21 protein-coding genes are annotated in these 23069 nt (G+C 71.5%); 12 read left to right on the forward strand and 9 right to left on the reverse strand.

All coding sequences use genetic code 11. The annotated features are described in order from the left end of the window. Positions 1 to 43: 43 nt before the first annotated feature. The 8 genes from OHA21_RS22330 to OHA21_RS22365 all read left to right on the forward strand — a co-directional run bounded on the left by OHA21_RS22330 (position 44) and on the right by OHA21_RS22365 (position 7493). Positions 44 to 1474: a cellulase family glycosylhydrolase gene (locus OHA21_RS22330; protein ID WP_328476608.1), complete on the forward strand. Its 1431-nt coding sequence runs from the start codon at positions 44 to 46 to the stop codon at positions 1472 to 1474. 151 nt (positions 1475 to 1625) lie between these two features. Further along, entirely contained in the window at positions 1626 to 1991 is a 366-nt protein-coding gene (locus tag OHA21_RS22335; protein ID WP_328476610.1) for an ArsR/SmtB family transcription factor, read from the forward strand. Further along, on the forward strand, positions 1984 to 2613 hold the full coding sequence (locus tag OHA21_RS22340; RefSeq protein WP_328476612.1) for an SRPBCC family protein: 630 nt from the start codon (positions 1984 to 1986) through the stop codon (positions 2611 to 2613). The genes OHA21_RS22335 and OHA21_RS22340 overlap by 8 nt, the downstream gene beginning before the upstream one ends. Before the next feature lie 172 nt (positions 2614 to 2785). Continuing rightward, the gene (locus OHA21_RS22345) at positions 2786 to 3124 is read left to right on the forward strand and encodes an MmcQ/YjbR family DNA-binding protein (RefSeq protein ID WP_328476614.1); all 339 of its coding nucleotides are present in this window, start codon (positions 2786 to 2788) and stop codon (positions 3122 to 3124) included. 88 nt (positions 3125 to 3212) lie between these two features. Next, positions 3213 to 3638 carry an Hsp20/alpha crystallin family protein gene (locus tag OHA21_RS22350; RefSeq protein ID WP_328476616.1) on the forward strand — a complete coding sequence of 142 codons (426 nt, stop codon included), beginning with the start codon at positions 3213 to 3215 and terminating at the stop codon, positions 3636 to 3638. Positions 3639 to 3869: 231 nt separating this feature from the next. Continuing rightward, entirely contained in the window at positions 3870 to 4556 is a 687-nt protein-coding gene (locus OHA21_RS22355) for a hypothetical protein (protein WP_328476618.1), read from the forward strand. 220 nt (positions 4557 to 4776) lie between these two features. Further along, the gene (locus tag OHA21_RS22360) at positions 4777 to 6855 is read left to right on the forward strand and encodes a sensor histidine kinase (protein ID WP_328476620.1); all 2079 of its coding nucleotides are present in this window, start codon (positions 4777 to 4779) and stop codon (positions 6853 to 6855) included. Beyond that, positions 6852 to 7493, forward strand: coding sequence for a response regulator transcription factor (locus OHA21_RS22365; RefSeq protein WP_328476622.1), 642 nt, complete (start codon positions 6852 to 6854; stop codon positions 7491 to 7493). The genes OHA21_RS22360 and OHA21_RS22365 overlap by 4 nt, the downstream gene beginning before the upstream one ends. A gap of 657 nt (positions 7494 to 8150) precedes the next feature. On the opposite strand, the gene OHA21_RS22370 is transcribed toward OHA21_RS22365, so the two are convergent. From OHA21_RS22370 to OHA21_RS22390, 5 genes are all read right to left on the reverse strand, one after another. After that, a complete protein-coding gene (locus OHA21_RS22370) occupies positions 8151 to 8945 on the reverse strand; it encodes an ABC transporter ATP-binding protein (protein ID WP_328476624.1) in 795 nt (264 codons plus the stop codon). Continuing rightward, a complete protein-coding gene (locus tag OHA21_RS22375; protein WP_328476626.1) occupies positions 8942 to 10000 on the reverse strand; it encodes a FecCD family ABC transporter permease in 1059 nt (352 codons plus the stop codon). The genes OHA21_RS22370 and OHA21_RS22375 overlap by 4 nt, the downstream gene beginning before the upstream one ends. Next, on the reverse strand, positions 9997 to 11022 hold the full coding sequence (locus OHA21_RS22380; protein WP_328476628.1) for a FecCD family ABC transporter permease: 1026 nt from the start codon (positions 11020 to 11022) through the stop codon (positions 9997 to 9999). The genes OHA21_RS22375 and OHA21_RS22380 overlap by 4 nt, the downstream gene beginning before the upstream one ends. Next, positions 11022 to 12008, reverse strand: a complete 987-nt coding sequence (locus OHA21_RS22385; protein WP_328476630.1) for an ABC transporter substrate-binding protein — start codon at positions 12006 to 12008, stop codon at positions 11022 to 11024. The genes OHA21_RS22380 and OHA21_RS22385 overlap by 1 nt, the downstream gene beginning before the upstream one ends. A 64-nt stretch (positions 12009 to 12072) precedes the next feature. Next, positions 12073 to 13110 carry an ABC transporter substrate-binding protein gene (locus OHA21_RS22390; protein WP_328476632.1) on the reverse strand — a complete coding sequence of 346 codons (1038 nt, stop codon included), beginning with the start codon at positions 13108 to 13110 and terminating at the stop codon, positions 12073 to 12075. Between the two features lie 223 nt (positions 13111 to 13333). Here OHA21_RS22390 and OHA21_RS22395 point away from each other — a divergent pair, with 223 nt between their 5' ends. The 4 genes from OHA21_RS22395 to OHA21_RS22410 are packed head-to-tail and all read left to right on the forward strand — an operon-like array spanning position 13334 to position 17746. Next, on the forward strand, positions 13334 to 14266 hold the full coding sequence (locus OHA21_RS22395; protein ID WP_442875168.1) for a FecCD family ABC transporter permease: 933 nt from the start codon (positions 13334 to 13336) through the stop codon (positions 14264 to 14266). Next, positions 14263 to 15285 carry a FecCD family ABC transporter permease gene (locus OHA21_RS22400; RefSeq protein ID WP_328476634.1) on the forward strand — a complete coding sequence of 341 codons (1023 nt, stop codon included), beginning with the start codon at positions 14263 to 14265 and terminating at the stop codon, positions 15283 to 15285. Before OHA21_RS22395 ends, OHA21_RS22400 begins: the two co-directional genes overlap by 4 nt. 47 nt (positions 15286 to 15332) lie before the next feature. Then, complete coding sequence (locus OHA21_RS22405; RefSeq protein WP_328478490.1) at positions 15333 to 16106, forward strand: ABC transporter ATP-binding protein; 774 nt, start codon at positions 15333 to 15335, stop codon at positions 16104 to 16106. A 38-nt stretch (positions 16107 to 16144) separates the two neighbouring features. After that, positions 16145 to 17746 carry a methyl-accepting chemotaxis protein gene (locus OHA21_RS22410; protein ID WP_328476636.1) on the forward strand — a complete coding sequence of 534 codons (1602 nt, stop codon included), beginning with the start codon at positions 16145 to 16147 and terminating at the stop codon, positions 17744 to 17746. Between the two features lie 130 nt (positions 17747 to 17876). On the opposite strand, the gene OHA21_RS22415 is transcribed toward OHA21_RS22410, so the two are convergent. The 4 genes from OHA21_RS22415 to OHA21_RS22430 all read right to left on the reverse strand — a co-directional run bounded on the left by OHA21_RS22415 (position 17877) and on the right by OHA21_RS22430 (position 23015). Further along, complete coding sequence (locus tag OHA21_RS22415; RefSeq protein ID WP_328476638.1) at positions 17877 to 18926, reverse strand: Ldh family oxidoreductase; 1050 nt, start codon at positions 18924 to 18926, stop codon at positions 17877 to 17879. A gap of 52 nt (positions 18927 to 18978) precedes the next feature. Next, positions 18979 to 20205 carry an IS110 family transposase gene (locus OHA21_RS22420; protein ID WP_328478252.1) on the reverse strand — a complete coding sequence of 409 codons (1227 nt, stop codon included), beginning with the start codon at positions 20203 to 20205 and terminating at the stop codon, positions 18979 to 18981. Positions 20206 to 20493: 288 nt separating this feature from the next. Further along, entirely contained in the window at positions 20494 to 22161 is a 1668-nt protein-coding gene (locus OHA21_RS22425) for a thiamine pyrophosphate-dependent enzyme (protein ID WP_328476639.1), read from the reverse strand. Next, positions 22158 to 23015, reverse strand: coding sequence for an amidohydrolase family protein (locus OHA21_RS22430; protein ID WP_328476641.1), 858 nt, complete (start codon positions 23013 to 23015; stop codon positions 22158 to 22160). The genes OHA21_RS22425 and OHA21_RS22430 overlap by 4 nt, the downstream gene beginning before the upstream one ends. Positions 23016 to 23069: the final 54 nt, after the last annotated feature.

The following is a 23069-nucleotide window of genomic DNA, read 5'->3' on the forward strand; positions in this document are numbered from 1 at the left end:
CCGTACCCACCACGGTGCTCCGCCTCCATCCCCCGAGGTGCACATGAAACGCAGAGCGAAGACCATCCTAGCCGCGGCCCTCGCCGTGGCCGCCACCTCGTTCGCGGCTTTCGTCGCGCTGCCGGCCAACGCGGAGACCGCCACCATCACGGTGGCGAACTCGTGGAGCAGTGGCTACCAGGCACAGGTGACGGTCAACAACGAGTCGTCGACCGCGCTGAACACCTGGAAGGTCGAGCTGGTCCTGCCCGCCGGCACCACGGTCGGCCAGGCGTGGAACACGACGATGAGCGTGTCCGGGAGCACCTACACGTTCACGCCGGCCGGGTGGAACGCGACGATCCCCGGGAACTCGGCGGCCAACTTCGGCTTCATCGCCAACGGGACCGGCCGACCGACGAGCTGCCTGGTGAACGGCAAGGCCTGCACCGGAACGGTCACGCCGCCCTCGTCCCCGGCGGCTTCCTCTCCGGCGCCCTCGTCCCCGGCGCCCTCGCCGTCGGCCTCGGTCACCACGCCTCCGCCGCCGACCGGCTCCACCCCGCTGGCGATCAACGGGCAGTTGCGCGTCTGCGGCAACTTCCTGTGCAACCAGTACGGCAAGCCGGTCCAGCTGCGCGGCATGAGCTCGCACGGTCTGCAGTGGTTCCCGAACTGCTACACCGGCACGGCGCTGGACGCGATCGCGAAGGACTGGAACGCCGACCTGTTCCGGATCGCGATGTACGTCCAGGAGGGTGGCTACGAGACCAACCCGAGCGGCTTCACCTCGCAGGTCAACAACCTGGTCGACCTGGCCGAGGCCCGCGGGATGTACGCGATGATCGACTTCCACATCCTCAACCCGGGTGACCCGGCGTACAACCTGCAGCGGGCCAAGACCTTCTTCGCCGCGGTCTCGCAGCGCAACGCCGCCAAGAAGAACGTCATCTACGAGATCGCCAACGAGCCGAACGGCGTGAGCTGGGCCGGCATCAAGAACTACGCCGAGCAGGTCATCCCGGTGATCCGGGCGAACGACCCGGACGCCGTGATCATCGTCGGCACCCGCGCCTGGTCGTCGCTGGGCGTCTCGGAGGGCTCCAGCTCGTCGGAGATCATCAGCAACCCGGTCAACGCGTCGAACATCATGTACGCGTTCCACTTCTACGCCGGCTCACACAAGGACAACTACCGCGCCGAGGTGCAGCGGGCGGCGGCCTCGCTGCCGCTGTTCGTCACCGAGTTCGGCACGGGTACCGCGGACGGCGGCGGCTCGGTGGACACGGCCAGCACCACGGCCTGGATCGACCTGCTGGACCGGCTGAAGATCGGCTACGCCAACTGGTCGTGGGCCGACAAGGCCGAGGGCAGCGCGGCGCTGCGACCGGGCACCTGCTCCGGCGGCAGCTTCGCCGGGACCGGTGTGCTGACCGACTCGGGAACGCTGCTGCGCTCCCGGATCCGCACCGCGGACAACTTCCCCACCGCCTGACGTTCGGGGCCGCTCCCGCCAGAGCGGTCCCGATCGGCGGCCCGTACCCACGATCCGGGTCGCCACCGGCGCCGGGCTCACCTTCGGGTGGGCCCGGCGCCTCCTCATTACAGCCCTCACTTATATAAGTGGCTTCTGATAGGGTGAGCCCGTGCATGCGTTCGACGTCCTCGGCGATCCGGTCCGGCGCCGGATCCTCGAGCTGCTCGCCGACGGCGAGCAGACCTCCGGCGCCGTGACCGCCACCATCCGGGCCGAGTTCGGCATCACCCAGCCGGCCGTCTCCCAGCACCTGCGCGTGCTGCGCGACAACGGCTTCGCCACGGTCCGGCCGGAAGGCGCGCGGCGGCTCTACGCGGTCGACGACACCGCGCTGCGCCAGGTGGACGAGTGGCTGGCGCCGTTCCGGCGGTTCTGGGCGCCGCACCTCGCCGCGATGGCCACCGAGGTCGCCCGCGGCAAGCGCCTGCGGCGTCTCGCCACAACCCCGACCGACTCAGGAGCGCACGATGATTGACGTCAAAGAACAGATCAGTGAGGTACGGCGAGAGCTCGGCACCCGCGTCCTCGAAGCTGGGGAGGCCCGGGTCGTCACGATCAGCCAGGCGTACGACACGGACCTCGACGACCTGTGGGACGTGGTCAGCGACGCCTCGCGGATCGCGCGCTGGTTCCTCCCGATCTCCGGCGAGCTGCGCGAGGGCGGGAAGTATCAGCTCGAGGGCAACGCCGGCGGGACGATCACCCGCTGCGACCGGCCGCACGGATACGACGCGACCTGGGAGTTCGGTGGCGGGATCAGCTGGATCGAGGTCCGGCTCATCCCGGAGGGACCTTCGCGCACCCGTTTCTCGTTGAGCCACATCGCGCATGTGGACGACCACTGGGAGCAGTACGGCCCGGGTGCGGCCGGCATCGGCTGGGACTCCGGCATGCTGGGCCTGACCCTGCATTTGAGCGACCCGGCGGCCCCGCGCGACGACGACGCGATCATGGCCTGGATGGGGTCGCCGGACGGTGCGCTCTTCATGCGCCTCAGCGGGGACGCTTGGGCCGAGGCCGACATCGCCGCCGGCGAGGACCCGGAGACGGCCCGCCGGCGGGCTGCCGCCACCTACGCCTTCTACACCGGCACCTGAGGACACCCGGCCGGCCCTCAGCGACGGGCCGGGATGGCCGGCTGGCTCTCACGGCTGTTTCGCGAGCGCGGAAACAGCCCTCACAGCCAGCCGGGGTGATCGGCTCGGATAGCGGGCGGCGGGCGGCCGGGTCAGCGCCGTAGGGTGGCTCTTGACCGGGAGGGGGTCGCTGATGACCGGGGCTGAGCTGTTGAGTCACTGCCTTGCCAAGCCAGGCGCGTGGCAGGACGAGCCCTGGGAGGGCGACGTCGTGGCCAAGGTGGGCAGCAAGATCTTCGCCTTCGTCGGGACCGGCGAGCGAGTCGGCGTCAAGTGCGGCCGCAACCGGGATGCCGCCGACGAGTGGCTCGCCCGCTATCCGGAGGACGCGACGGCCAGCGCCTACATCGGACGCTACGGGTGGAACAGCCTGCGCGTCGGCGGCGCCATCCCGGACGACGAGATCCTCGAGGCGGTCGATGCCTCCTACGAGGCGGTGGTGGCCGCTCTGCCGAAGAAGGAACGGCCCTGAACTGCTGATACAAACTGCCGTCTTGCACTCGCCACCCGAGAGTGCTAATACGAAATCGGAGGCAGTTTCAGCCAGGGAGGAGTTGGCCATGCTGATGCGTACCGATCCGTTCCGCGACATCGACCGTCTCGCCGAGACCTTCTTCGGCACCGCCGGCCGCCCCGCGGTCATGCACGTCGACGCCGAGCGCGATGGCGACTGGTTCCACGTCTACTTCGACCTGCCCGGCGTCGACCCCGACTCGATCGACCTGACCGTCGAGCGCAACGTGCTCTCCGTCCGCGCCGAACGCCGGCGCGCCCAGCGTGACGGCGTCGAGCAGGTGATCTCCGAGCGGCCGATGGGCACGTTCAGCCGGCAGCTGCTGCTCGGTGACACTCTCGACACCGAGAAGCTCGAGGCTGCGTACGAAAACGGGGTCCTGACCATCCGCATCCCGGTGTCGGACCGCGCCAAGCCGCGCCGCATCAACATCACAGCCGGCAGCGACGAGCGGCGGCAGATCGCCGGCTGAGCGCGCCCCGCGGCAGCGAGCGGCGGCGAAGGGCAGCTGGCGGCGGCGTGGGCGTGGGCGGCGGCGTGGGCGTGGGCGGCGGCGTGGGCGTGGGCGGCGGCGCGGATCGCCGGGCCCGGGCAGGATCCCGGAAATCTGGGACCGGTGTCCGTGGAAACCGGGACACCGGGCGGGAGATCTTCTTCGGCAGCGGGCGAGCCTGCCCCGCGTACGTCTCGAAGGAGCCTTTCCATGACCGACCACCCGGACCTGGCCGCCGCGCCCGCGCCCGCATCCATTGCCACCCCCGGCCGCGGCTGGGCCGTCGCCGGCGTGCTCGCCGGCGCGGCCGGCTTCGCCGCCCTCATGCTGGAGTCCGGGCTGGCGATGTACAGCGCGGAACCGGTGTACGCCGACGCCGCCCTCATGTACGCCGAGTCCTACGATCGCAGCCTGACCATCGCGGTGTTCCTGCCGTTGATGGTCCTGTCCGGCCTGGCCGCCGCGGTCTTCGGCGCGGGGCTGCGACGCTGGCTGGCCGCCCAGTCCCCGGCCGGGAGCCTGCTGCCGGACCTCGCCGGCTGGGGCGCCCTGCTGGTCACCGCGCTCGTGCTGGTCGGCTCCGGCCCGGTCACCGAGGTGTACTTCCAGGTGCTGCACACGTACAACCCGGCCGACCCGGACATCGCGATGAGCCTGCAGCGCCTGATGGACACGCTGCCCTGGGTGTGGACCGGTCTGTTGCTCACCACCGGCGCGGTCACCTGGGCGGCCCTGCGGCACGGCGCCGCGCCCCGCTGGCTGGGCTGGGTGAGCGCGGTGTTCAGCCTGCTGATGATCGCCGTGAACGTGTTCCCGCAGCAGTACCTCACCGGCTACCTGGGGGCGATCTGGCTGGTCATCGCCGGGTTGGCGTTCGCCCTGCGCCGCCGCGCCTGAGGCGCCGGCCCGCCGCGTGGCGGCGCGGCGGTACGACGGCCCGTCGCGCGGGGGCGCGGCGGGCCGTCACGCGGCGTGTGTGGTCGAGCGGGGGGCGCTCGGCAAAGCAGGGGCGCGGTCGGCAAAGCGGCGGCCCGGGCAGCAGAAATGGCCGCCCGCCGGACGGTGGAGTGTCGATCAGACGACTGGAGATCAGCGGCCGGGCTGACATCATGGCCGCGTGCCAGGGACCTCGAACCACCGGGCGGCGGCGACCACGGTCGCCGCCGTCGCGCTTCTCACCGCGGTGATCGCGGTCGTCATGCTGCCGTTCTCCGGTACCGAAGAGGCCTGGACCGAATGGTTCTACCTCAACGACGTGATCGTCGCCGTGGTCTACGGGCTGCTCGCCGGGCTGCTGCTGAGCCGGGGCGCGCGTACGGTCGGCGCGCTCGCCGGGCTCGCCGCGATCGGGTGCGGGCTGGCGGCGATCGGCCAGCGGTACCCGCTGCTGGAGGTTCCCGGCGGGCCGCCCTTCGCCGAACAGCTGCTCGATGTCGTCGGGACGGCCTGGGTGCCGGGCACCCTCGCGCTGATCACCGTGGTGCCCTGGCTGGTCCGGGACGACCGGTTGCCCCGGCACGCCCGGGTCGCGGTGGCGGCGGGCGCGACGGTCAGCGCGGCGATCACGCTGGCGCGGGTGATCCGGCCGGTCAACGGGGTGATCCGGGTCGGCAGCCCGGAGTGGGACGCGTTCGTCGAGAACACCCTGCCGGTGCAGATGGGCGTGGTCGTCCTGCTCGGGCTCTGGGCCACCGGCGACGCGGTACTGCGCTGGCGGCGGCTGCCGGAGGACCGGCGGCGCGGGCTGGGCTGGCTGGCGATCGGTTCGGCGCTGATGGCGCTCTCGTTCGTTCCGCTCGCGTTGCCGTTGGAGGTGTCGCGGCCGATCGCGTACGCGTCGGTGACCCCGATCCTGCAGATGGCGGCGCAGGCGTTCTTCCCGGCCGCCACCCTGGCCGTGGTGCTGCGGCAACGGCTGTGGGGCATCGACGTCGCGGTCAGCCGGACCCTGGTCTGGTCTCTGCTCACCGCGGTTTCGGTGGCCGCCTACGTGCTGCTGGCCCAGGGTGTCGTCGCGCTGGTGCCGCTGCCGGACGGCACCGCCGGTGCGGTCGCCGCGGCGGTGCTCGCGATGGCGGTGTTCCCGGCGCGGACCTGGCTGCAGGACCGGGTCGACCATCTGGTGCGCGGTCCGTCGGCCCGGCCGGGAACCGCCGCGGAACGGCTGGCCCGGCGCATCGGCAGCGACGCGGCGGGGCCGGTGGAGGGCGCTCTGGAGGCGATCCGCGAGTCGCTGCGGCTGCATTCGGTGCGCCTCGAGATCCCCGACCGGAGCACCGAAGACCGTAAAACCGACGAAGACGGCACAGACAGCGCCGCCGAAGATCGCGGCGCCACAAACAACAGCGCCAAGAACGGCGCCGCCGACGTGCAGGTGCTCGCGGCGGCCGGCGATCCCGGCGGACCCCCACTCACCGTCGACCTGAGCTACGGCGGCGCGCACGCCGGCTGGCTGGTGGTCACCGGAGCGCCGGGCGAGAAGCTCGATGCGCGTACCAAAAAGGATCTTGCCGTGCTGGCCGGCCCGGTGGCCGCCGTCGCGCAGCTCGCCGTGCGCACCGGGGAACTGGATGCCGCCCGGGCCCGCACCACCGCGGCCCGCGTCGAGGAACGCCGCCTGCTGCGCCGCGAACTGCACGACCGGCTCGGCCCCACCCTGGTCGGGGTCGGGCTCACCGTGCGCGGCGCCCGCAACCTGCTCGACACCGGCCGCACCGCCGAGGCCGCCGGGATGCTCGACCAGCTCCGCGTCGAACTCGACCGCAGCGCCGAGGACGTCCGCACCCTCGCCCGGGCGCTGCTGCCGCCCTCGCTGGAACGGCACGGCCTGGGCGCCGCGGTCTCCGAACTGGCCGGCCGGCTCGGCGGCCCCGACCTCGCGGTCACCGCCTCAGTCTCCGGCGACACCGGGGACCTGCCGCCGGAACTGGCCGCCGGCCTCTACGGCATCGCGGCGGAAGCGCTGGTCAACGCGCGGCGGCACGCCCGGGCCGACAGCGCCACCGTGCGGCTGGCCGTGGACGGCGGCAACGTCGTCCTGGAGGTCGCCGACGACGGCCGCGGCCTGGACGGCGCCGCCGAACCGGGCATCGGCCTGCGCTCGATGCGGGAACGCACCGAGGAACTCGGCGGCACCCTCGCTCTCGGCACGGCGGTACCCCGCGGCACGCTGGTCCGGGTGGTGGTCCCCCGATGATCCGCGTCGTGATCGTCGATGACCATCCGATGTTCCGGATGGGCGTACGCTCGCTGCTTCTCTCCCTGAACGGCATCGAGGTGGCCGGTGAGGCCGCCGACCTGCCTGCCGCGCTCGACGTGGTCGCCGCCGTGCGCCCCGACGTCGTGCTGATGGACCTGCATCTGGAAGACGGCGGTTCCGGTGTCGAGGCCACCGCCGCACTGGTACGCCGCGACCCGCAGGTCCGCATCCTGGTGGTCACCATGCTCGACGACGACGATTCGGTCTTCGCCGCGATGCGCGCCGGCGCGCGCGGCTACCTGCTCAAGAACGCCTCCCCGGACGAATTGGAACGCGCCGTCCGCGCCGTGGCCAACGGCGACGTCCTCTTCTCCGGCCCGGTAGCCCAACGCGCACTCGGCTTCCTGACCGGCGCACGCACCGCGGGCTCGCCCTTCCCCGAACTCACCCAGCGTGAACTCGACGTCCTCGATCTGGTCGCCCGCGGCCTGGACAATCTCGCGGTCGCACGGCGCCTCTCGCTCAGCGACAAGACGGTCCGTAACTACCTCTCGGCCATCCTGGCCAAACTCCGGGTCGCCGACCGCGCCCAGGCCATAGTCCGGGCCCGGGAGGCGGGGCTCGGGGGAGCTTGAGACGCAACGGTACGGGTCAGCGCCGTCCCGCCGGATTTTCGCAGTCCCCCGCTACGGCGCGAGCTGAGTGGGTGGTCCCGGCCGCCCGGCGACCGCCGGGCCCGGGCGGGTGGTCCGGCTCTTCAGCCCCCGTCGTGGCGAATCCAGGCTGCTTCCCTCCAGCCCTCCAGCCCTCCAGCCCTCCAGCCCTCCAGCCCTCCAGCCCTCCAGCCTTCGAGCCCCCAGCCCTCAGCCTTCGAGCCCCCAGCCCCCCCCGCGGCCGGAGCGCCCGGCCCGAGCCGCAGGGCCCGTCGCGGCGGGATCGAGGGCTGTCTTCATCGTCTGGTCCGGGTTCCACGGCTTGTTGCGGTGGAATCCAGGCCGCTTCCCAGCGGCGGAGTGGCCACTCGCGGCCGTAACGTCGGTTGCTGCCAGGCGCAATTCATCGTGCGCCACGTTCTGTTGCGATCTTGGGCTCGGGTGCACCCTCCCGTGGGGCAACGGGCACAAGATCGCAACGGCAGGTAGCACAGCGGGCTCGTCGGCAGCCGGCTGCAGACGTTGCGGCCGCCGGCTGCAGGTGGCAGACGCCTGGCGGCGGCGATGGGCGGTGGTGCTCAAGATCGTGGGCGGGCTGGCGAGGGAGGAGCCCGGCAGGGGCCGAAGGCTGGAGCCGGGCTAAGGCTCTTCCGGGCGGGGCAGCGGGACCACCAGCGGCGTCCCCGTGGCCGGGTCCGGGACGACCATGGCGCGCAGGCCGAAGACCTTGTCCAGCAGTGATGGGGTGAGGACCTCGGCCGGGCTGCCGGTGGCGACGATCCGGCCGTCCTTCATGGCGATCAGCACGTCGGCGTAGCGGGCGGCCAGCGACAAATCGTGCAGGACCATCACGACCGTGCGGCCTTTCTCGCGGTGCAGGCGGCGGATCAGGTCGAGTACGTCGATCTGGTGGGCCAGGTCCAGGAACGTGGTGGGCTCGTCCAGCAGCAGCAGGTCCGTGCCCTGGGCCAGGGCCATGCTGATCCAGGCGCGCTGGCGCTGGCCGCCGGAGAGGGCGTCGACCGGGCGGGCGGCGAACTCCAGCATTCCGGTCCAGCGCAGCGCGTCCGCCACCAGGGCCTCGTCGTCGCCGGACCACTGGCGGAACCAGCTCTGGTGCGGATGCCGGCCGCGCATCACCAGGTCGGCGACGGTCAGGCCGTCGGGGGCGGTCGGGGACTGCGGGAGGACGCCGAGGACCCGGGCGACCTCGCGGGTGGGCATCTTGTCGATGCGGGCGCCGTCCAGCAGCACCTCTCCCCCGGCGGGCCGCAGCAGCCGGCCCAGGGCGCGCAGCACTGTGGACTTCCCACAGCCGTTCGGCCCGATGATCGTGGTGATGACACCGTCATGGACGGAAATATCCAGGTCTTTGGTTACTTCTACGTCGCCGTAGGCCAGGTGCAGGCCTTCGCCACGCAGCCGGTCGTTCACGCGCTGGTCCTCCGAGATCTCCGCAGCAGCAGCCAGAGCAGGTAGGGGGTGCCGACCATGGCGGTGACCAGGCCCACCGGCAGCTCGGCCGGTGCGATCACGATCCGGGCCAGCAGGTCGCAGCCGACCACCAGCAGGGCGCCGAACACCGCGGACGCGACCAGCGGTGGCCGGCTGCCACCGCACAGGCGCAGGGCGATCTGCGGCACCACGAAGGCGACGAATTCGATCGGCCCGGCCGAGGCGACGGCTGCGGCGGCCAGGGCGGCGGCGACCACCACGACGCCGAGCTGGGCGGTCTGCAGCCGCAGGCCGAGCCCGCGGGCGGTGTCCTCGCCGAACTGGAGCACCCGCAGCGCGACCGTGACCGCGAGCGCGGCGGGCAGCAGGACGAGCAGGGCGGCAGCGAGTGGGCGTACGTGGGTCCAGTCCCGACCGGCGAGGGAACCGCTGAGCCAGATGTTGGCCCGGGTCAGGTCGACCTGCTCGGCGCGGAGCAGCACCCACGAGGTGTAGCCGGCGAGCAGCTGCCCGGCGCCGAGACCGATCAGCACCAGCCGGTAGCCGTCGATGCCCTGCCGCCAGGCGAGCAGGTAGATGACCGCCGCGCTCAGCAGGGCCCCGGCCAGCGCCGCGAGGGGTACGCCCACCGCGCCGGTGACGCCGCCCAGCACGATCGCGGTGACCGCCCCGGCGGACGCGCCGAAGGTGACACCGAGGACGTCCGGGCTGGCCAGGGGGTTGCGGGCGAAGGTCTGGGTGAGCGCACCGGCGACCGCGAGGGCGGCTCCGGCGAGCAGGCCGCAGAGCACCCGGGGCAGCCGCAGGTTGAGCAGGATGTGCCGCTCGATGCGGGTGCCGCCGCCGGTGGCGACCTCCCACACGGTCTGCGGGGTCATCGGGAAGTCGCCGCGGCCGACGGCGAGGACCCCGACGGCGACCGTTGCGAGTAGGGCGAGGACGGTGACCACCACGGTGCGTACCGGAACCACGGCGGAGACCGGCCCGGCCCGCAGGACACGGCGGCCGGGAAGCTCGAGGAGTGTGCTGCTCACAGCCGCACCATCCGGATCCGGCGGACCAGCCAGATGAAGAACGGCGCGCCGACGACCGCGAGCACGATGCCGGTCTGCAGCTCGGCGGGGCGGGCCACCATCCGGCCGGTGACGTCGGCGAGCAGGACCAGGCTGACGCCGAGCAGGGCGGAGAACGGGATGAGCCACCGATGGTCCGGGCCGGTGATCACCCGGGCCAGGTGCGGGACGATCAGGCCGGCGAAGACGAGCGGGCCGACCGCGGCGGTGGCCGCGCCGGCCAGCAGCACGACAGCGGCCACTCCGGCGGTACGCGCGAGGGCGATGTTCTGCCCGAGGGCCCGGGCCACGTCCTCGCCGAGGCCGAGCGCGTTCAGCGCCGGCGAGTTGACGGCCGCCAGGACCAGCCCGGCCAGGATGAACGGGGCGACCTCCCAGGCCGTCGTCATGTCCCGCCCGGCGAGCGAGCCGACCACCCAGAACCGGAACACCGACATCGTCTCCGGGTTGCCGATCAGGATGGACGAGGTGAAGGAGGCGAGCAGCGCGCTGAGCGCCATGCCGGCCAGGGCCAGGGTGACCGGGGTGGGTCCGTGGCTTCCGGCCGAGCCGAGGGCGAAGACCAGCACGCTCGCGGCGAGCGCACCGGCGAAACCGAACCAGATGTAGCCGTGGAACGTCCCGATGCCGAGGAAGGCGATCGCGACGACCACCCCGAGGGAGGCGCCCGCGGAGACACCGAGCAGACCGGGATCCGCGATCGGGTTGCGCGTGTGCCCCTGCATCAGGGCGCCGGCGGCGCCGAGCGCGAGACCACAGAGGACCCCGAGCACGGTACGCGGACCGCGCAGTTCCCGGACCACCGCGGTGGCGTCCGACGTGTCCGGGTCGACGATGGCCTGCCACACGTCGGCCGGGTGTACGGTCTGCGCGCCGAGGCCGAGGCTGAGCAGCACCGCGACCACGGCGAGCAGAACCAGAACGGCGAGCCAGGCCGGCCGGGACCCTCGCCCGGTGCGGGTGAGTGTCCCGGCGACCGTCATCAGGCTCCCGCGGCCTTCGCCACCGACGGCATGGTGTTGTCGATGAAGTACGGGATCGACAGCGGGCTCGGGTTGCGCAGCGCCATGAAGGTGCCGACGTCGAACGCGAGGTAGCCGCCGCGCTTGACCGCCGGCGTGTTCTTGAACAGCGTGTTCCCCTCAAGGGCGGTCTGCAGTTGCGGTTCGGTGCAGTAGACCATGACCGCGTCGGCGTCGATCGTGGCGACCTTCTCCATGCTGAGGGTGACCGCGAACTCGTCACCGGGCAGGGCGGCCACACCGGGGGCCAGCTTCATCCCGAAGTCGTTGAACGCCTTGACGGTGACGTCCTTGTCCGAGCGGAGCACGCCGATGGTGCCCGCCTCGAAGACCTGCGAGATGGAGAACGTCTTGCCGGCGAGCCCCGGGTACTGGGTCTTCACCCCGTCGACCTTGGCCTGCACGTCCTTGATGATCTGCTCACCCTGCTCGGACTTGCCGAGCAGCTTGGCGACCTGGCGCAGCGTGGTCTGCCACGGGTCCTCGAACGGCCCGGACTCGTACGCCGTGGTCGGCACCAGCTCGCCGATGCCCCTGTAGAGGGTGTCGACGTAGTAGTCGCCGCCGGCCAGCACGAGGTCCGGGTTGAGCGCCGCGACCTCCTCCGGGTCGACGCCGTTCTCGCCCACCGCGAGCTGCTTCGGGTTGCTCGTGAGCTTCGACTTCGCCCACGGGTTGACGCCGCCCTCCTGGAGGGACTGGTAGATGCCGACCGGCTGCACGCCGAGCAGCAGCAGCGCGTCGAGGTCGGCGTCGGAGAGCGCGACGATGCGCTCGGGCGCCTTCTCCAGGGTGGTGGTGCCGAGCTTGTGGGTGACGCTGACCGGATAGGACGCGGCGGCGGCCGACGAGCCTTCCCGGGGCTCGGTCTCCTCCGGCGAGGAGCACGCCGCGAGGAGACCGCCGGTGAGGACGAGGGCTATGAGGGCGCGTGTTCTGCGAGACATGTGAGGCACTCCGCTTCAACCGCGGATGCCCCGCCACAGTGGGCGGGGCATCCGGTCTGATCCGTCAGGCGAGCTTCTTGGACTTCGTGATCGCGGCGGTCAGTGCCTCCAGCAGCGGCGCGGCGCTGGCCCACGAGTAGATCGGCACGGCCTCCCACGGGAAGACCTGGTTGGCCTTGACGGCGGGCAGCGCGTTCCAGGCCGGCTTGGCGGTCAGGTCCTTCGGCTGCAGAGCGCTGGCACGGGCGTCCAGGAAGATGATGTCGGCGTGGTACTTGTCCGCGTTCTCCCAGCTCAGCGACTCGTAGTAGTCACCGTCGGTGGTCTTCTCCGGGACGATGACGTCGACGCCGAGCTCCTTGAAGTACATCAGGTCGGACGACACCTTCGGGTTCGACACGTAGAAGATGTCGGGCGACCCGGAGCTGGCGAGGACCTTGATGCCGCCGCTCGCCTTGGCGGCCGCGGACAGGTCGGCGGCGGCCTTCTCGAAGCGGGCCTTGGCCTCGGTGACCTTCGGCGCGTTCAGGTCGGCGCCGAGGGACTTGGCCAGCTCGGCGTACCGCTCGATCGGCTTGGTCAGCGGGACCCGGCCGACGGTGATGGTGGCGGTCGGCGCGAGACCCAGGATCTTGTCCTTGCTCTCGTCCGGGATGTACCAGTACGCACCCGGGTCGAACATGTGGGTGATCAGCAGCTCGGGGCTGAGCGCCGCGTACTTCTCGACGGAGAACTCGCCCCACGCGTTGCCGATGATCTCGACCTTGTTGACGTCCAGCGAGCCGGCCTGCGGGTCGGCGGTGCCGTCGGCCTTCTTGGTCTCGCCGAAGACGCCGACGATCTTGTCCTGCAGACCGAGGTCGGCCAGCGCGGCGGCGGTGCCGGTGAACGCGACGATCTTGCTCGGGGTCTTGTCGGCCTTCAGGTCCTTCGGCTGGTCGTCGGTGAACGCCCAGGGGCCGGCCGCGGCGGCCGAGGAGGTGCCGGACGCTGACCCGGAGTCGTCGTTACCGCCACATGCGCTGAGCAGCGCGCCGAGGGCGGTGGCGCCACCCGCGGCCAGCAGGCCACGACGGGACAAAGAAAGGTTCGAGTACGACATCGTCATTCTTTCCTAGGGGTACGACCGGCCGTCCGACCAGTTGTTGGTTAGGCTAACCTAACGAGCCGAACGCGCGTCAACAGGATGAGCTGAACCGTGACGGGAGCCGCAACTGTCCACCTCTGACACCCTGACCCGTCAGGGCTTACGCTCCCCGGCACCGGCCGAGCCGGTGACCCGGCGCTCCTCCGTGCGCCTGATCGGCCTGCTCGTCTCGCTCGTCGTGCTCGCTGCCGTCCTGATGCTCAGCATCGGGTTCGGCGCCCGCTTCCTCGCGCCCGGTGAGGTGTGGGCCGGTCTCACCGACCCGTCCTCGCAGTACTACCGGATCGTGCATGAGATGCGGCTTCCGCGTACGCTGCTCGGTCTGATGGTCGGCATGGCCCTCGGCCTGGCCGGCACCATCATGCAGGCACTGACCCGCAATCCCCTGGCCGATCCCGGCCTGCTCGGCATCAACGCCGGCGCCTCGGCCGGCGTGGCCAGCGCCGCGGTGTTCCTCGGCATCGGCACCTTCTACGGCTACATCTGGTTCGCGCTGCTCGGCGCCGCGGTGGTCACCGCGCTGGTGTACACAGTGGGCGGTGGACGCTCGGCGACCCCGGCCCGGCTGGCCCTAGCCGGCGCCGCGCTGAACGCCACGCTGTACTCCTATGTGAGCGCCGCGCTGCTGTCCGACTCGCAGGCCATCGAGAAGGTCCGGTTCTGGACCGCCGGCTCGCTGGCCAGCGCGGACTTCGCCACCATCGTGCGGCTGCTGCCGTTCTTCGCCGCCGGCCTGCTGATCGCTCTCGCCGCCGCCCGCCCGCTCAACGCGCTGTCGCTCGGTGACGACGCGGCCCGCGCCCTGGGCACCCGGCCCGTGGTGATCCGCACGGCGGTCCTGGTCGCGGTCACCCTGCTCTGCGGCGGCGCGACCGCGGCCTGCGGGCCGATCGTCTTCGTCGGGCTGCTGATCCCGCACATGGTCCGCCCGTTCACCGGCCCCGACCTGCGCTGGATGCTGCCGTACACCGCGGTGCTGGCCCCGGTCCTGCTGCTCGGCGCCGACGTGCTCGGCCGGGTCGTCGGCAGCCCCGGCGAGTTGCAGGTCGGCACGGTCACCGCGGTCCTCGGCGGCCCCCTGTTCCTCTACCTCGTGCGAGCGGCCCGATGACCACACTCGACGGCACCATCGGCAGCCGGGTCGGCATCCGTCCCCGCGCGGTGACGGTCGGCATCGTCGCGGTGCTCGGCACCGCCGTGATCAGCGTGCTGACGCTGGGCACCGGTGAGTACCCGATCGCCCCGGCCGACGTGGTGCGCACCCTGTTCGGGCAGGGCACCGCCGCGCAGGACTTCATCGTCAACGAGCTGCGCCTGCCCCGCATGATCACGGCGATCCTGGTCGGGATGGCCCTGGCGGCCGGCGGCGCGGTCTTCCAGTCGCTGGTCCGCAATCCGCTGGGCAGCCCGGACGTGCTCGGCATCACGAACGGCGCGAGCACCGCGGCGCTGGCCGTGGTGATCCTCGGCGGCTCCAGCACCCAGCTGTCGCTCGCCGCGATGGCCGGCGGGCTCGGCGCGGCCGCGCTCATCTGGCTGATCGGGGGGCGGCACGGCCTGCACGGGTACCGGTTCATCCTGGTCGGCATCGGGCTGGCCGCCATCCTCACCGGGATCAGCGGATATCTGCTGACCCGCGGCGTGCAGATGGAGAACGCCCGGGCGATGCTCTGGCTCACCGGCAGCCTGGACGGCCGCGACTGGCAGCAGGCCGGGCCGTTGCTCGCGGTGCTCGCCGTCACCCTGCCGATCCTGCTGCTGGCCTGCGGTCCGGGGCTGCGGATCCTGGAGATGGGCGACGACGCGGCGGCGGCTCTGGGCGTACCGGTGGGCGTTCTTCGTACCGGGGCTCTCTTCACCGCCGCGCTGCTGGTGTCCTGCGCCGCGGCTGCGGCCGGGCCGGTCGCCTTCGTCGCGCTGATCGCGCCGCACCTCGCCAAACGGCTCACCCGGGCGCCCGGGCCCAACCTGGTGCCCTCGCTCGCCATGGGCGCGCTGCTGCTGACCGGCGCCGACTGGCTGGCCCAGCACGCCGGCCGGCCGCTCCCGGTGGGCGTGGTCACCGGCATCATCGGCGGCGGATACCTGGTCTGGCTGCTCACCACCGAACGCCGGCGCGGCCGGATCTGATCATGACAAGCACAGGAGAGAAGATGAGTCGCCTCAGCGGTACGGGAATGACTCTGGCCTACGACAAGCGGGTCATCGCCGAGGAGCTCAGCGTCGACATCCCGGACGGCTCGTTCACCGTCATCATCGGGCCGAACGCGTGCGGCAAGTCCACCCTGCTGCGGGCCCTGTCCCGGCTGCTCAAGCCGACCGCCGGCACGGTCCTGCTGGACGGCGCCGACGTGCACTCGCTGCCCACCCGGCAGGTGGCCAAGACGCTCGGCCTGCTCCCCCAGTCGTCGACCGCGCCGGACGGCATCACCGTCGCCGAGCTGGTGGCCCGCGGCCGCTACCCGCACCAGAGCCTGATCCGCCGCTGGTCCAGCACCGACGAGCAGGTGGTCACCGAGTCGATGGAGTCGACCGGGGTGGCCGATCTGGCCGACCGCAACGTCGACGAGCTCTCCGGCGGCCAGCGGCAGCGGGTCTGGCTGGCGATGGCGCTCGCCCAGCAGACGCCGCTGCTGCTGCTCGACGAGCCGACCACCTATCTGGACATCGCGCACCAGATCGAGGTGCTCGACCTCTGCGCCGAGCTGCACGAGACCCAGGGCCGTACGCTCGTCGCGGTCCTGCACGACCTCAACCACGCCGCCCGCTACGCCACCCACCTGATCGCGATGCGCGAGGGCAAGGTGGTCGGCTCGGGCCGGCCGGAGGAGGTGCTCACCGCGGAGCTGGTCGCCGACGTGTTCGGGCTGCCCTGCCGGGTGATCGACGACCCGGAGACCGGTACGCCGCTGGTCGTGCCGGCCGCCCGCCGCCGTGCCGCGGTGTCCTGATTCCTCAACCCGCGCGTCGGTCAGACGATTGAAGGGGCATGTCCCCTGAACCCGCGCCGGACGACGGCAACCGCCTGGCCCGGGGGTTCACCAACCTCCGGGTCCGGAACAAGATCCTCGCATCGACACTGGTCGTCGCGGCTGCCCTGACCACGGCCTGCGCCTTCGGGGTGCAGCGCATGGCGGACATGGACGACCGGATGAACCAGCTGCGCGACACCAACGTGCGCAACCTGACGCTGCTCGGGCACATCCGTGGCGCCCAGTCCGACATCAACCACTACTCCACCTCGCTGGTCTCGGCCGGCACGTCGGCCGCCGACCGGGCCGCCGCGGGCAAGGGCCAGGCGGCCGCGATCGAGGAGCTCGAGGAGGCGCTGGCCGCGTACACCGCGCAGCCGAAGACCACCACCGCGACCGCCACGCTGGCGGAGTTCACCGAGTACTGGAACCAGTTCGACACCGCGCTCGCGGCCGCCAAGGCGGGGCAGAACCCGGGCATCGACTTCGACGAGGTCATCGGCGGCATGTCCCGGTCGGTCGACGACCTGGTGATCGAGGAGGGGACGAGCGCCGAGGAGGCCGCCGCCCGGGCGCACTCCGCCTATGTGGCCGCCCGGCGCAGCGTACTGATCATGCTGGCCGTCGCCCTGGCCCTCGGGATCGGCTTCGCGGTGCTGGTGGCCCGGTCGATCACCCGCCGCCTCGACCCGGTCGCCGAGGCGATGGAGGCGGTCGCCGCCGGCGACCTGACCCGGACCGTCCCGGCCAGCGGCAACGACGAGATCGGGGCGATGGCCCGCTCGGTGAACCGGGCCACCCGGTCGGTGCGCGACACGGTCGCCGCGCTGGCCGACAGCTCCGCCATGCTGGCGCAGAGCTCGGCCCAGCTGGAACGGGTCAACGACCAGACGGTGGCCGGCTCGCAGGCGGTGTCGGAACGCGCCGGCTCGGCGAACAGCGCCGCCGGCGAGGTGTCGTTCAACCTGCAGACCGTCGCCACCGGCGCGGGCGAGATGACCCAGGCGATCCAGGAGATCGCGCAGAGCGCCACGGCCAGCGCCGGGGTGACCACGCAGGCGGTGTCCGTGGTAGCCGAGACCACCGCGACGGTGAGCAAGCTCGGCGCCAGCTCGCAGGAGATCGGCAACGTGGTCAAGGTGATCACCTCGATCGCCGAGCAGACCAACCTGCTGGCCCTGAACGCGACGATCGAGGCGGCCCGGGCCGGCGAGTCCGGCAAGGGCTTCGCGGTGGTGGCCGGCGAGGTCAAGGAGCTGGCCCAGGAGACCGCGAAGGCGACCGAGGACATCTCGCAGCGGGTGCAGGCCATCCAGGCGGACACCGAGAGCGCGGTGGCGGCGATCGCCCGGATCGGCGAGGTGATCGAGAAGATCAACCACTTCCAGACCACGATCGCCTCGGCGGTCGAGGAGCAGACCGCGACGACCGCCGAGATGAACCGCAACGTGGCGACCGCCGCGACCGGCGCCCGGCAGATCGCCGAGAACATCGGGCACGTCTCCAGCGCCGCCGACCAGAGCCGGGCGGCTTCCTCGGCCGGCCAGCAGGCCGCTACGGAGCTGGCCGCGCTCGCCGACGACCTGAACCAGCTGGTGGGCCGGTTCAACTACCGCTGAAGCGCCGCAAGCGAACGCCCGGCCCTCTTCGGACCGGGCGTTCGCCTTCAGATCGCGGCGTTTCGTCCGCCTCGCCTCTCGGACCGCGGCGTTCGTTCGCCTCGCCATCCGGACCGCGGCGTTCGTTTCGTCAGAGTGCCGGCGCCGGCACGCCCAGCTTCTCGGCCGCGACCTGGAGCTCACCCCAGACCTTGGCCGCCACGGGCACGCCGTCGGCGGCCCGCCGGCCGGCGACCGCGGCGCTGCCCTCACCCGGATACCGGATCTCGGTGCCCTCCTCCGCCGGAGTCAGGCCCTTGAGGGTGTCCAGCGTGGACGCCACCGCCGGGCCGAACTCGTCGGCGTTGCCGAACGCCGCCGGGTCCAGCGCCAGGATCAGGGCGTTCTGCCGGTGCACCCGGCCCTGCGGGTCGTCGCCGTGGAACGAGCTGAAGATCGGCGCGCCCACCAGCACGCTGGTGAGCAGCTCGAACACCAGCGACATGCCGGCGCCCTTGACCCCGCCGAGCGGCAGCGGCATCTTCGCCAGGTTCGGGTCGGTGGTCGGGGTGCCGTCGGCGGTGGCCGCGGTGCCCTCCGGCAGCTGCTTGCCGGCGTTGCGGAACTGCGCGATCTTGCCGAGCGCGATGCCGGCCGTCGCCATGTCCAGCAGCGCGGGCGGCTGTCCGGCGGCGGGCACCGCGATCGAGAGCGGGCTGGTCGCCACGGCGGCGCCTTTCACCCCGGGGTACGCCATGTTCGGCATCCCGGCCACGAAGGCGATCCCGACCAGGCCCGCGTCGGCGATCCGGGAGGTGTAGTAGCCGATGGCGCCGGTGTGCACGGTACGGCGTACGCCCACCGCCCCGATGCCGCTGGCCCGCGCCCGGCTGATCGCCTCGTCGGCGGCCGCGGTCAGCGCCACCGGTCCGGGCGCCCGGTCCGCGTCGAGCACCGCGACCGCCGGGCTGGTCGAGCTGAACGCCGGCGACGGGTCCCGGTTCGCCTCGCCGGAGTCGAGCAGTTCCAGGTAGCGGGGCACCCGGGAGGCGCCGTGCGAGTCGACGCCACGCAGGCTGGCCCAGGTGAGCACGTCCGAGATCGTGGCGGCGTGCTCCGGTGTGACGCCGGCGGCGGTGAACAGCGCGGTGGTGAAGGCGCGCAGCTCGTCAGCCGGCACCAGAACTTTCTGAGGGGGCATCGCTACTCCAAGAGACGCAGGCTGGTTGACAGACATCCCATGATCTTTGATGTCAAGCGGCAAGTTGTTGATCTTGTTGATGGTGTGTCCAGGCGGTGTGTTCGTCGTACGGGGTGCCGGTCTTGAGGCAGCCATGCAGAATCCCGACGAGGCGGTTGCCGAGCTGGCGCAGCGCGGCGCGGTGCCCGATGCCGCGCGTGCGTTGCTGGTCGTAGTAAGCGCGGGCGCCGGGTGAGGCCTTCAGCGCGGCGAAGGCCTGCTGGCCGAGGGCATCGATGAGCCGGTCGTTGTGGACGTAGCGGGCGAGCACGATCTTCTTCTTGCCGGATGCCTTGGTGATCGGGGAGGTCCCGGCGTAGTTCTTGCGGGCCTTGGCATCGGAGTAGCGGGTCTTGTCGTCGCCGAACTCGGCGAGCACCCGGGCGCCGAGGATGCCACCGAGGCCGGGCTGGCTCAGGTAGACCTCACCGTCCGGGTGCCGGCCAAAATGCGCCCCCACCTGTTGTTCCATCATGTCGATCTGGGTGTTGAAGGTGGTCAGGATCGCGACCTGGGCCTGCACGGTGACCGCGTAGGCGCCGGCGACCACGCTCGGCTGGGCCAGCTGCGGTGTCCGTAACACCTCCTGGATCTTGGCCACCTTGCCGGGTATGCCCCGGCGGCGCGCGCGGCGCAGCGCCGTGGTGATCTGCTCGTCGTCGAGTGCGGCAGCGGTGACCGGGTCCGGTGCCGCCGCCAGCAGTTCGAGGGTGTCCGGGGCGTCCAGGTCGTCGAAGGCGGTCACCGCGGCGGGGAAGAAGTCCAGCAACGCCCGCCGCAGCCGCAGTGTGTGCCGGGTCCGTTCCCAGATCAGCGTCTTGTGCGCCCGGGTCACCACTTTGATCGCCTCGGCCAGGTCACTGTCCCCGGCGACCGGCCGCAGCTGATGCCGGTCGGTACGCACCATGTCGGCCAGGGTGTGCGCATCGGCCGGGTCGCTCTTGGCCCCGGACACGCTGTGCCGTTCCCGGTACCGGGCGACCCGCAACGGGTTGATCGCGTACACCTGATAGCCGGCTGCGAGCAGCGCCTGCACCCATGGCCCCCGCTCGGTCTCGATCCCGACCACGACCTCGACCGGCTCGTCGTCGTCGCCGACGTGCTGGCCGATCATCGCGTGCAACCGGGAGATGCCCGCGATCCCCTCCGGCAGGCGGGCCCTGCCCAACCGGCGACCGGCCTCGTCCTGCACCTCCACATCGTGGTGATCCTCGGCCCAGTCGTCCCCGACCAGCAGCAACAACGCCTCGTCCTCCCTGTTCACGGCCGATCCGTAGCAGCCTGCGGGAGCACTACCGCAACCTAATGATCAAGTGCTCACGCCAAAGCGCAGCGGGCACGACATCCCATCAGCGGTCTGGTCTCCCGACCACCAGGCGGGGCACGATCTGTCAATAGGACTCGACGTCCTGGGCTAAGCAGTGCTCACCTGCCGGCGGCTACCGGCACCGAGTCTGACTCACGCCGACCCGGTAAATCTCATTAGGGCTGTTCCGGGGGGCCGGGAAACAGCCCTGTCGACCAGCCGCTATCGGGTTACGTGGACGTTGACGATCGCGGTGGTGCCGTTGCGGACCGCTTTGAGGGCGCGATCGAGCGCCGGGGTCAGCTCGTCGCGGACCGTGACGGTCTCGCCGTGCATGCCGAACGGCTCGGCCAGCGAGGCCAGGTCGGGCTGGTCGCTGAGGTCGTTGCCGAGGAACTCCCCGGTCTCGACCGCCGCGCCCTGCGGGTAGAACCGCAGGTGGTTCATCTTCATCGAGCGGTACTCGGTGTTGTTGAAGACGACGATCAGGATCGGCAGGCCGTTGCTGCGAGCGGCCTGCAGCGACTGGACGATCGGGTTGTAGAGGAACGCCCCGTCACCGACCGTGAAGATCACCTGCTTCGCGGGGGCGGCCAGCTTCACGCCGAGCGCCACCGCGATGCCCTGGCCCAGCCCGCCCTGTACGTAGAAGTACGAGTCGGGGGTGGTGCGCTGCAGGTGCCGCTGGACGACCCGGCTGTGCGTGATCGTCTCGTCCACCACGATCGCGTCGTCGGCCAGGGAACGCAGCGCGGCGACGAGATGCACCGGGTCGATGCCGTCACCGGAACGGTCTTCCGCCGCCGCCACCGCCGCGATCTCCGCGGCGTGCCAGGACGTGTCCGCGGTCCGGGCGATCAGGCCCTGCTCGCGGGCCCGGACCGCCATCTCGCGCAGTGTCGCGGCGACCCCGCCCTCCAGGTAGAAGTCGGCGTTGAGCACCTGGTAGACGATGTGCGGCCGCTGCGGCACCTCGTCGATGACGACGATCTTCGCTCGCGCCGGCTTCCGGCTCGGCGGGTAGAACGGCGCCCGGCAGTTGAGCAGCACGATCACGTCGGCGGTGTCGACGAACTGCTCGATCTCGCCGCCGGCGTGCAGCTCGTGGTCGCGGGGGAAGTTCGCGCAGACCGCCGAGTTGGGCTCGACGACCGGGATCCGCAGCGTCTCGGCGAACTCGACGAGAGCCTCCAGACCGTCCTGCTCGCGGCCGGTGGTCTCGGTGATGATCACCGGCTTCTCGGCGGCCGCGAGCAGTTCCAGGACCGCCTGGATGTCCTCAGCCGTGCTCACCGTGTTGCCCTGCGGGACGACCGGCTTGACATCTTCGGAGGACCAGGGCTCGAGCAGGACCTCGAGCGGGATGTTGAGGTAGACCGGGCCGGCTGGCGCGCGCGACGCCAGCTCCGCGCTCCGGGTGATCATGGTGGGGAGCGTGTGCACGCTCGCCGCCTGGTTCGACCACTTCACGAACGGCGCGGCCATCGTGTGCGGGCCGCCGACCACCGACAGGTTGCGGTACCACTGGCCGCCCGGGTCGGGGCCCGGACCGTCGCCGTAGGTGATCGACTCCGAGGAGGCCACCACCATCGGCACGCCGGCGAGCAGCGCGCCGTGCACCGCCATCGAGCCCTGGAGCAGGCCCGGGCCTGCGTGCAGCAGCACGCCCTGGGCGCGGCGGGTGACCAGGCCGTAGCCGGTGGCCATGCCGACCGCGACCGTCTCGTGCAGCAGGTCGAGGTAACGGGGGCAGGGCAGCCCGTCGCGGTGCCGCCGGGCCAGCGACTCCCACACCGGGGCCCACTCGGACCCCGGCGAGGAGAAGATGTAGTCCGCCCCGATCGCGTTGAACGCGCTGACGACCGCGTCGCCGCCATCGGTGCGGCTCATGAGATCGGCCAGTCCAGGACCTCGCAGATACCCCGGCCCATGATCCACTCGAGTTCCTCGGCGGTGAATTCGTAGTGCTTGGTGAACTGCTCGATGGTCTCCACGTAGCTGAGGCCGTGGCCCAGCAGGCGGGTGATGTCGGTGCCCCAGAAGCAGCGCTGCGGTCCCATCTTGTCGACCATCTCACGCACGTACTTCTCGATGTTGAGGTTCGGGAAGGGCTGCGTGGAGTAGCCGGGCAGGGCCGACACCTTTACGTAGATGTTCGGGTGCTTGTGCAGGTCGGCGGTCTCGGACACCCAGTAGCCGATCGCGTCGTCCACGCAGCGGGCCATGATGCCCATGTGGTCGATGATGATCTTCAGACCCGGGTGGCGGGCGGCGATCTGGCCCAGCTCCGCCTTCCAGACCGGCGCGTGCACCATGGTCGGGATGTTCAGCTCCTCGGCGATCGGCCAGTACCAGTCGTTGGTGCCGTCGATCATCCAGTTCCGGTCGATCGGCCGGTGGAACGTCAGCCGGGTGCCCTTCACGTACGGGTTCGGGGCGAAGTCCCGCAACATGGCCGCACCCTCGAGAGGCTTGTTCTGCGGGATGCGGGCCATGATGCCGAACCGGTCGGGGTGCGCCTCGCACGCCTCCAGGGCGTAGTCGATGCGGTCGCCCTCCCAGGACGGCGGCAGGATCAGCGCCCGGTTGACGCCGGCCTCGTCCATCAGCGCGAGGCACTCCTCGTAGCTGAACGGGTCCTCCCGGTGGCCGTTCAGCCGGATACGCTCGCGAGCGCCCGGGACCCAGGGACGGTCCGGGGTCTCTTCCTTCCAGATGTGCACCTGGGAGTCGACGACGAACATATGTGGTTCCTTTCGTTCCGGCTGTGGTTCCAGGGGATGCCATGAAGCTATTTG

The organism is Actinoplanes sp. NBC_00393 (assembly GCF_036053395.1).
In the GTDB taxonomy this organism is placed as follows: domain Bacteria; phylum Actinomycetota; class Actinomycetes; order Mycobacteriales; family Micromonosporaceae; genus Actinoplanes.

Bases quoted from the DNA above. Each gene is read 5' to 3' on its own strand.
- OHA21_RS22330 (WP_328476608.1), top strand. From the start codon at position 44: ATGAAACGCAGAGCGAAGACCATCCTAGCCGCGGCCCTCGCCGTGGCC.
- OHA21_RS22340 (WP_328476612.1), top strand. From the start codon at position 1,984: ATGATTGACGTCAAAGAACAGATCAGTGAGGTACGGCGAGAGCTCGGC.
- OHA21_RS22345 (WP_328476614.1), top strand. From the start codon at position 2,786: ATGACCGGGGCTGAGCTGTTGAGTCACTGCCTTGCCAAGCCAGGCGCG.
- OHA21_RS22350 (WP_328476616.1), top strand. From the start codon at position 3,213: ATGCTGATGCGTACCGATCCGTTCCGCGACATCGACCGTCTCGCCGAG.
- OHA21_RS22355 (WP_328476618.1), top strand. From the start codon at position 3,870: ATGACCGACCACCCGGACCTGGCCGCCGCGCCCGCGCCCGCATCCATT.
- OHA21_RS22365 (WP_328476622.1), top strand. From the start codon at position 6,852: ATGATCCGCGTCGTGATCGTCGATGACCATCCGATGTTCCGGATGGGC.
- OHA21_RS22380 (WP_328476628.1), bottom strand. From the start codon at position 11,022: ATGACGGTCGCCGGGACACTCACCCGCACCGGGCGAGGGTCCCGGCCG.
- OHA21_RS22385 (WP_328476630.1), bottom strand. From the start codon at position 12,008: ATGTCTCGCAGAACACGCGCCCTCATAGCCCTCGTCCTCACCGGCGGT.
- OHA21_RS22390 (WP_328476632.1), bottom strand. From the start codon at position 13,110: ATGTCGTACTCGAACCTTTCTTTGTCCCGTCGTGGCCTGCTGGCCGCG.
- OHA21_RS22400 (WP_328476634.1), top strand. From the start codon at position 14,263: ATGACCACACTCGACGGCACCATCGGCAGCCGGGTCGGCATCCGTCCC.
- OHA21_RS22405 (WP_328478490.1), top strand. From the start codon at position 15,333: ATGACTCTGGCCTACGACAAGCGGGTCATCGCCGAGGAGCTCAGCGTC.
- OHA21_RS22410 (WP_328476636.1), top strand. From the start codon at position 16,145: ATGTCCCCTGAACCCGCGCCGGACGACGGCAACCGCCTGGCCCGGGGG.
- OHA21_RS22415 (WP_328476638.1), bottom strand. From the start codon at position 18,926: ATGCCCCCTCAGAAAGTTCTGGTGCCGGCTGACGAGCTGCGCGCCTTC.
- OHA21_RS22425 (WP_328476639.1), bottom strand. From the start codon at position 22,161: ATGAGCCGCACCGATGGCGGCGACGCGGTCGTCAGCGCGTTCAACGCG.
- OHA21_RS22430 (WP_328476641.1), bottom strand. From the start codon at position 23,015: ATGTTCGTCGTCGACTCCCAGGTGCACATCTGGAAGGAAGAGACCCCG.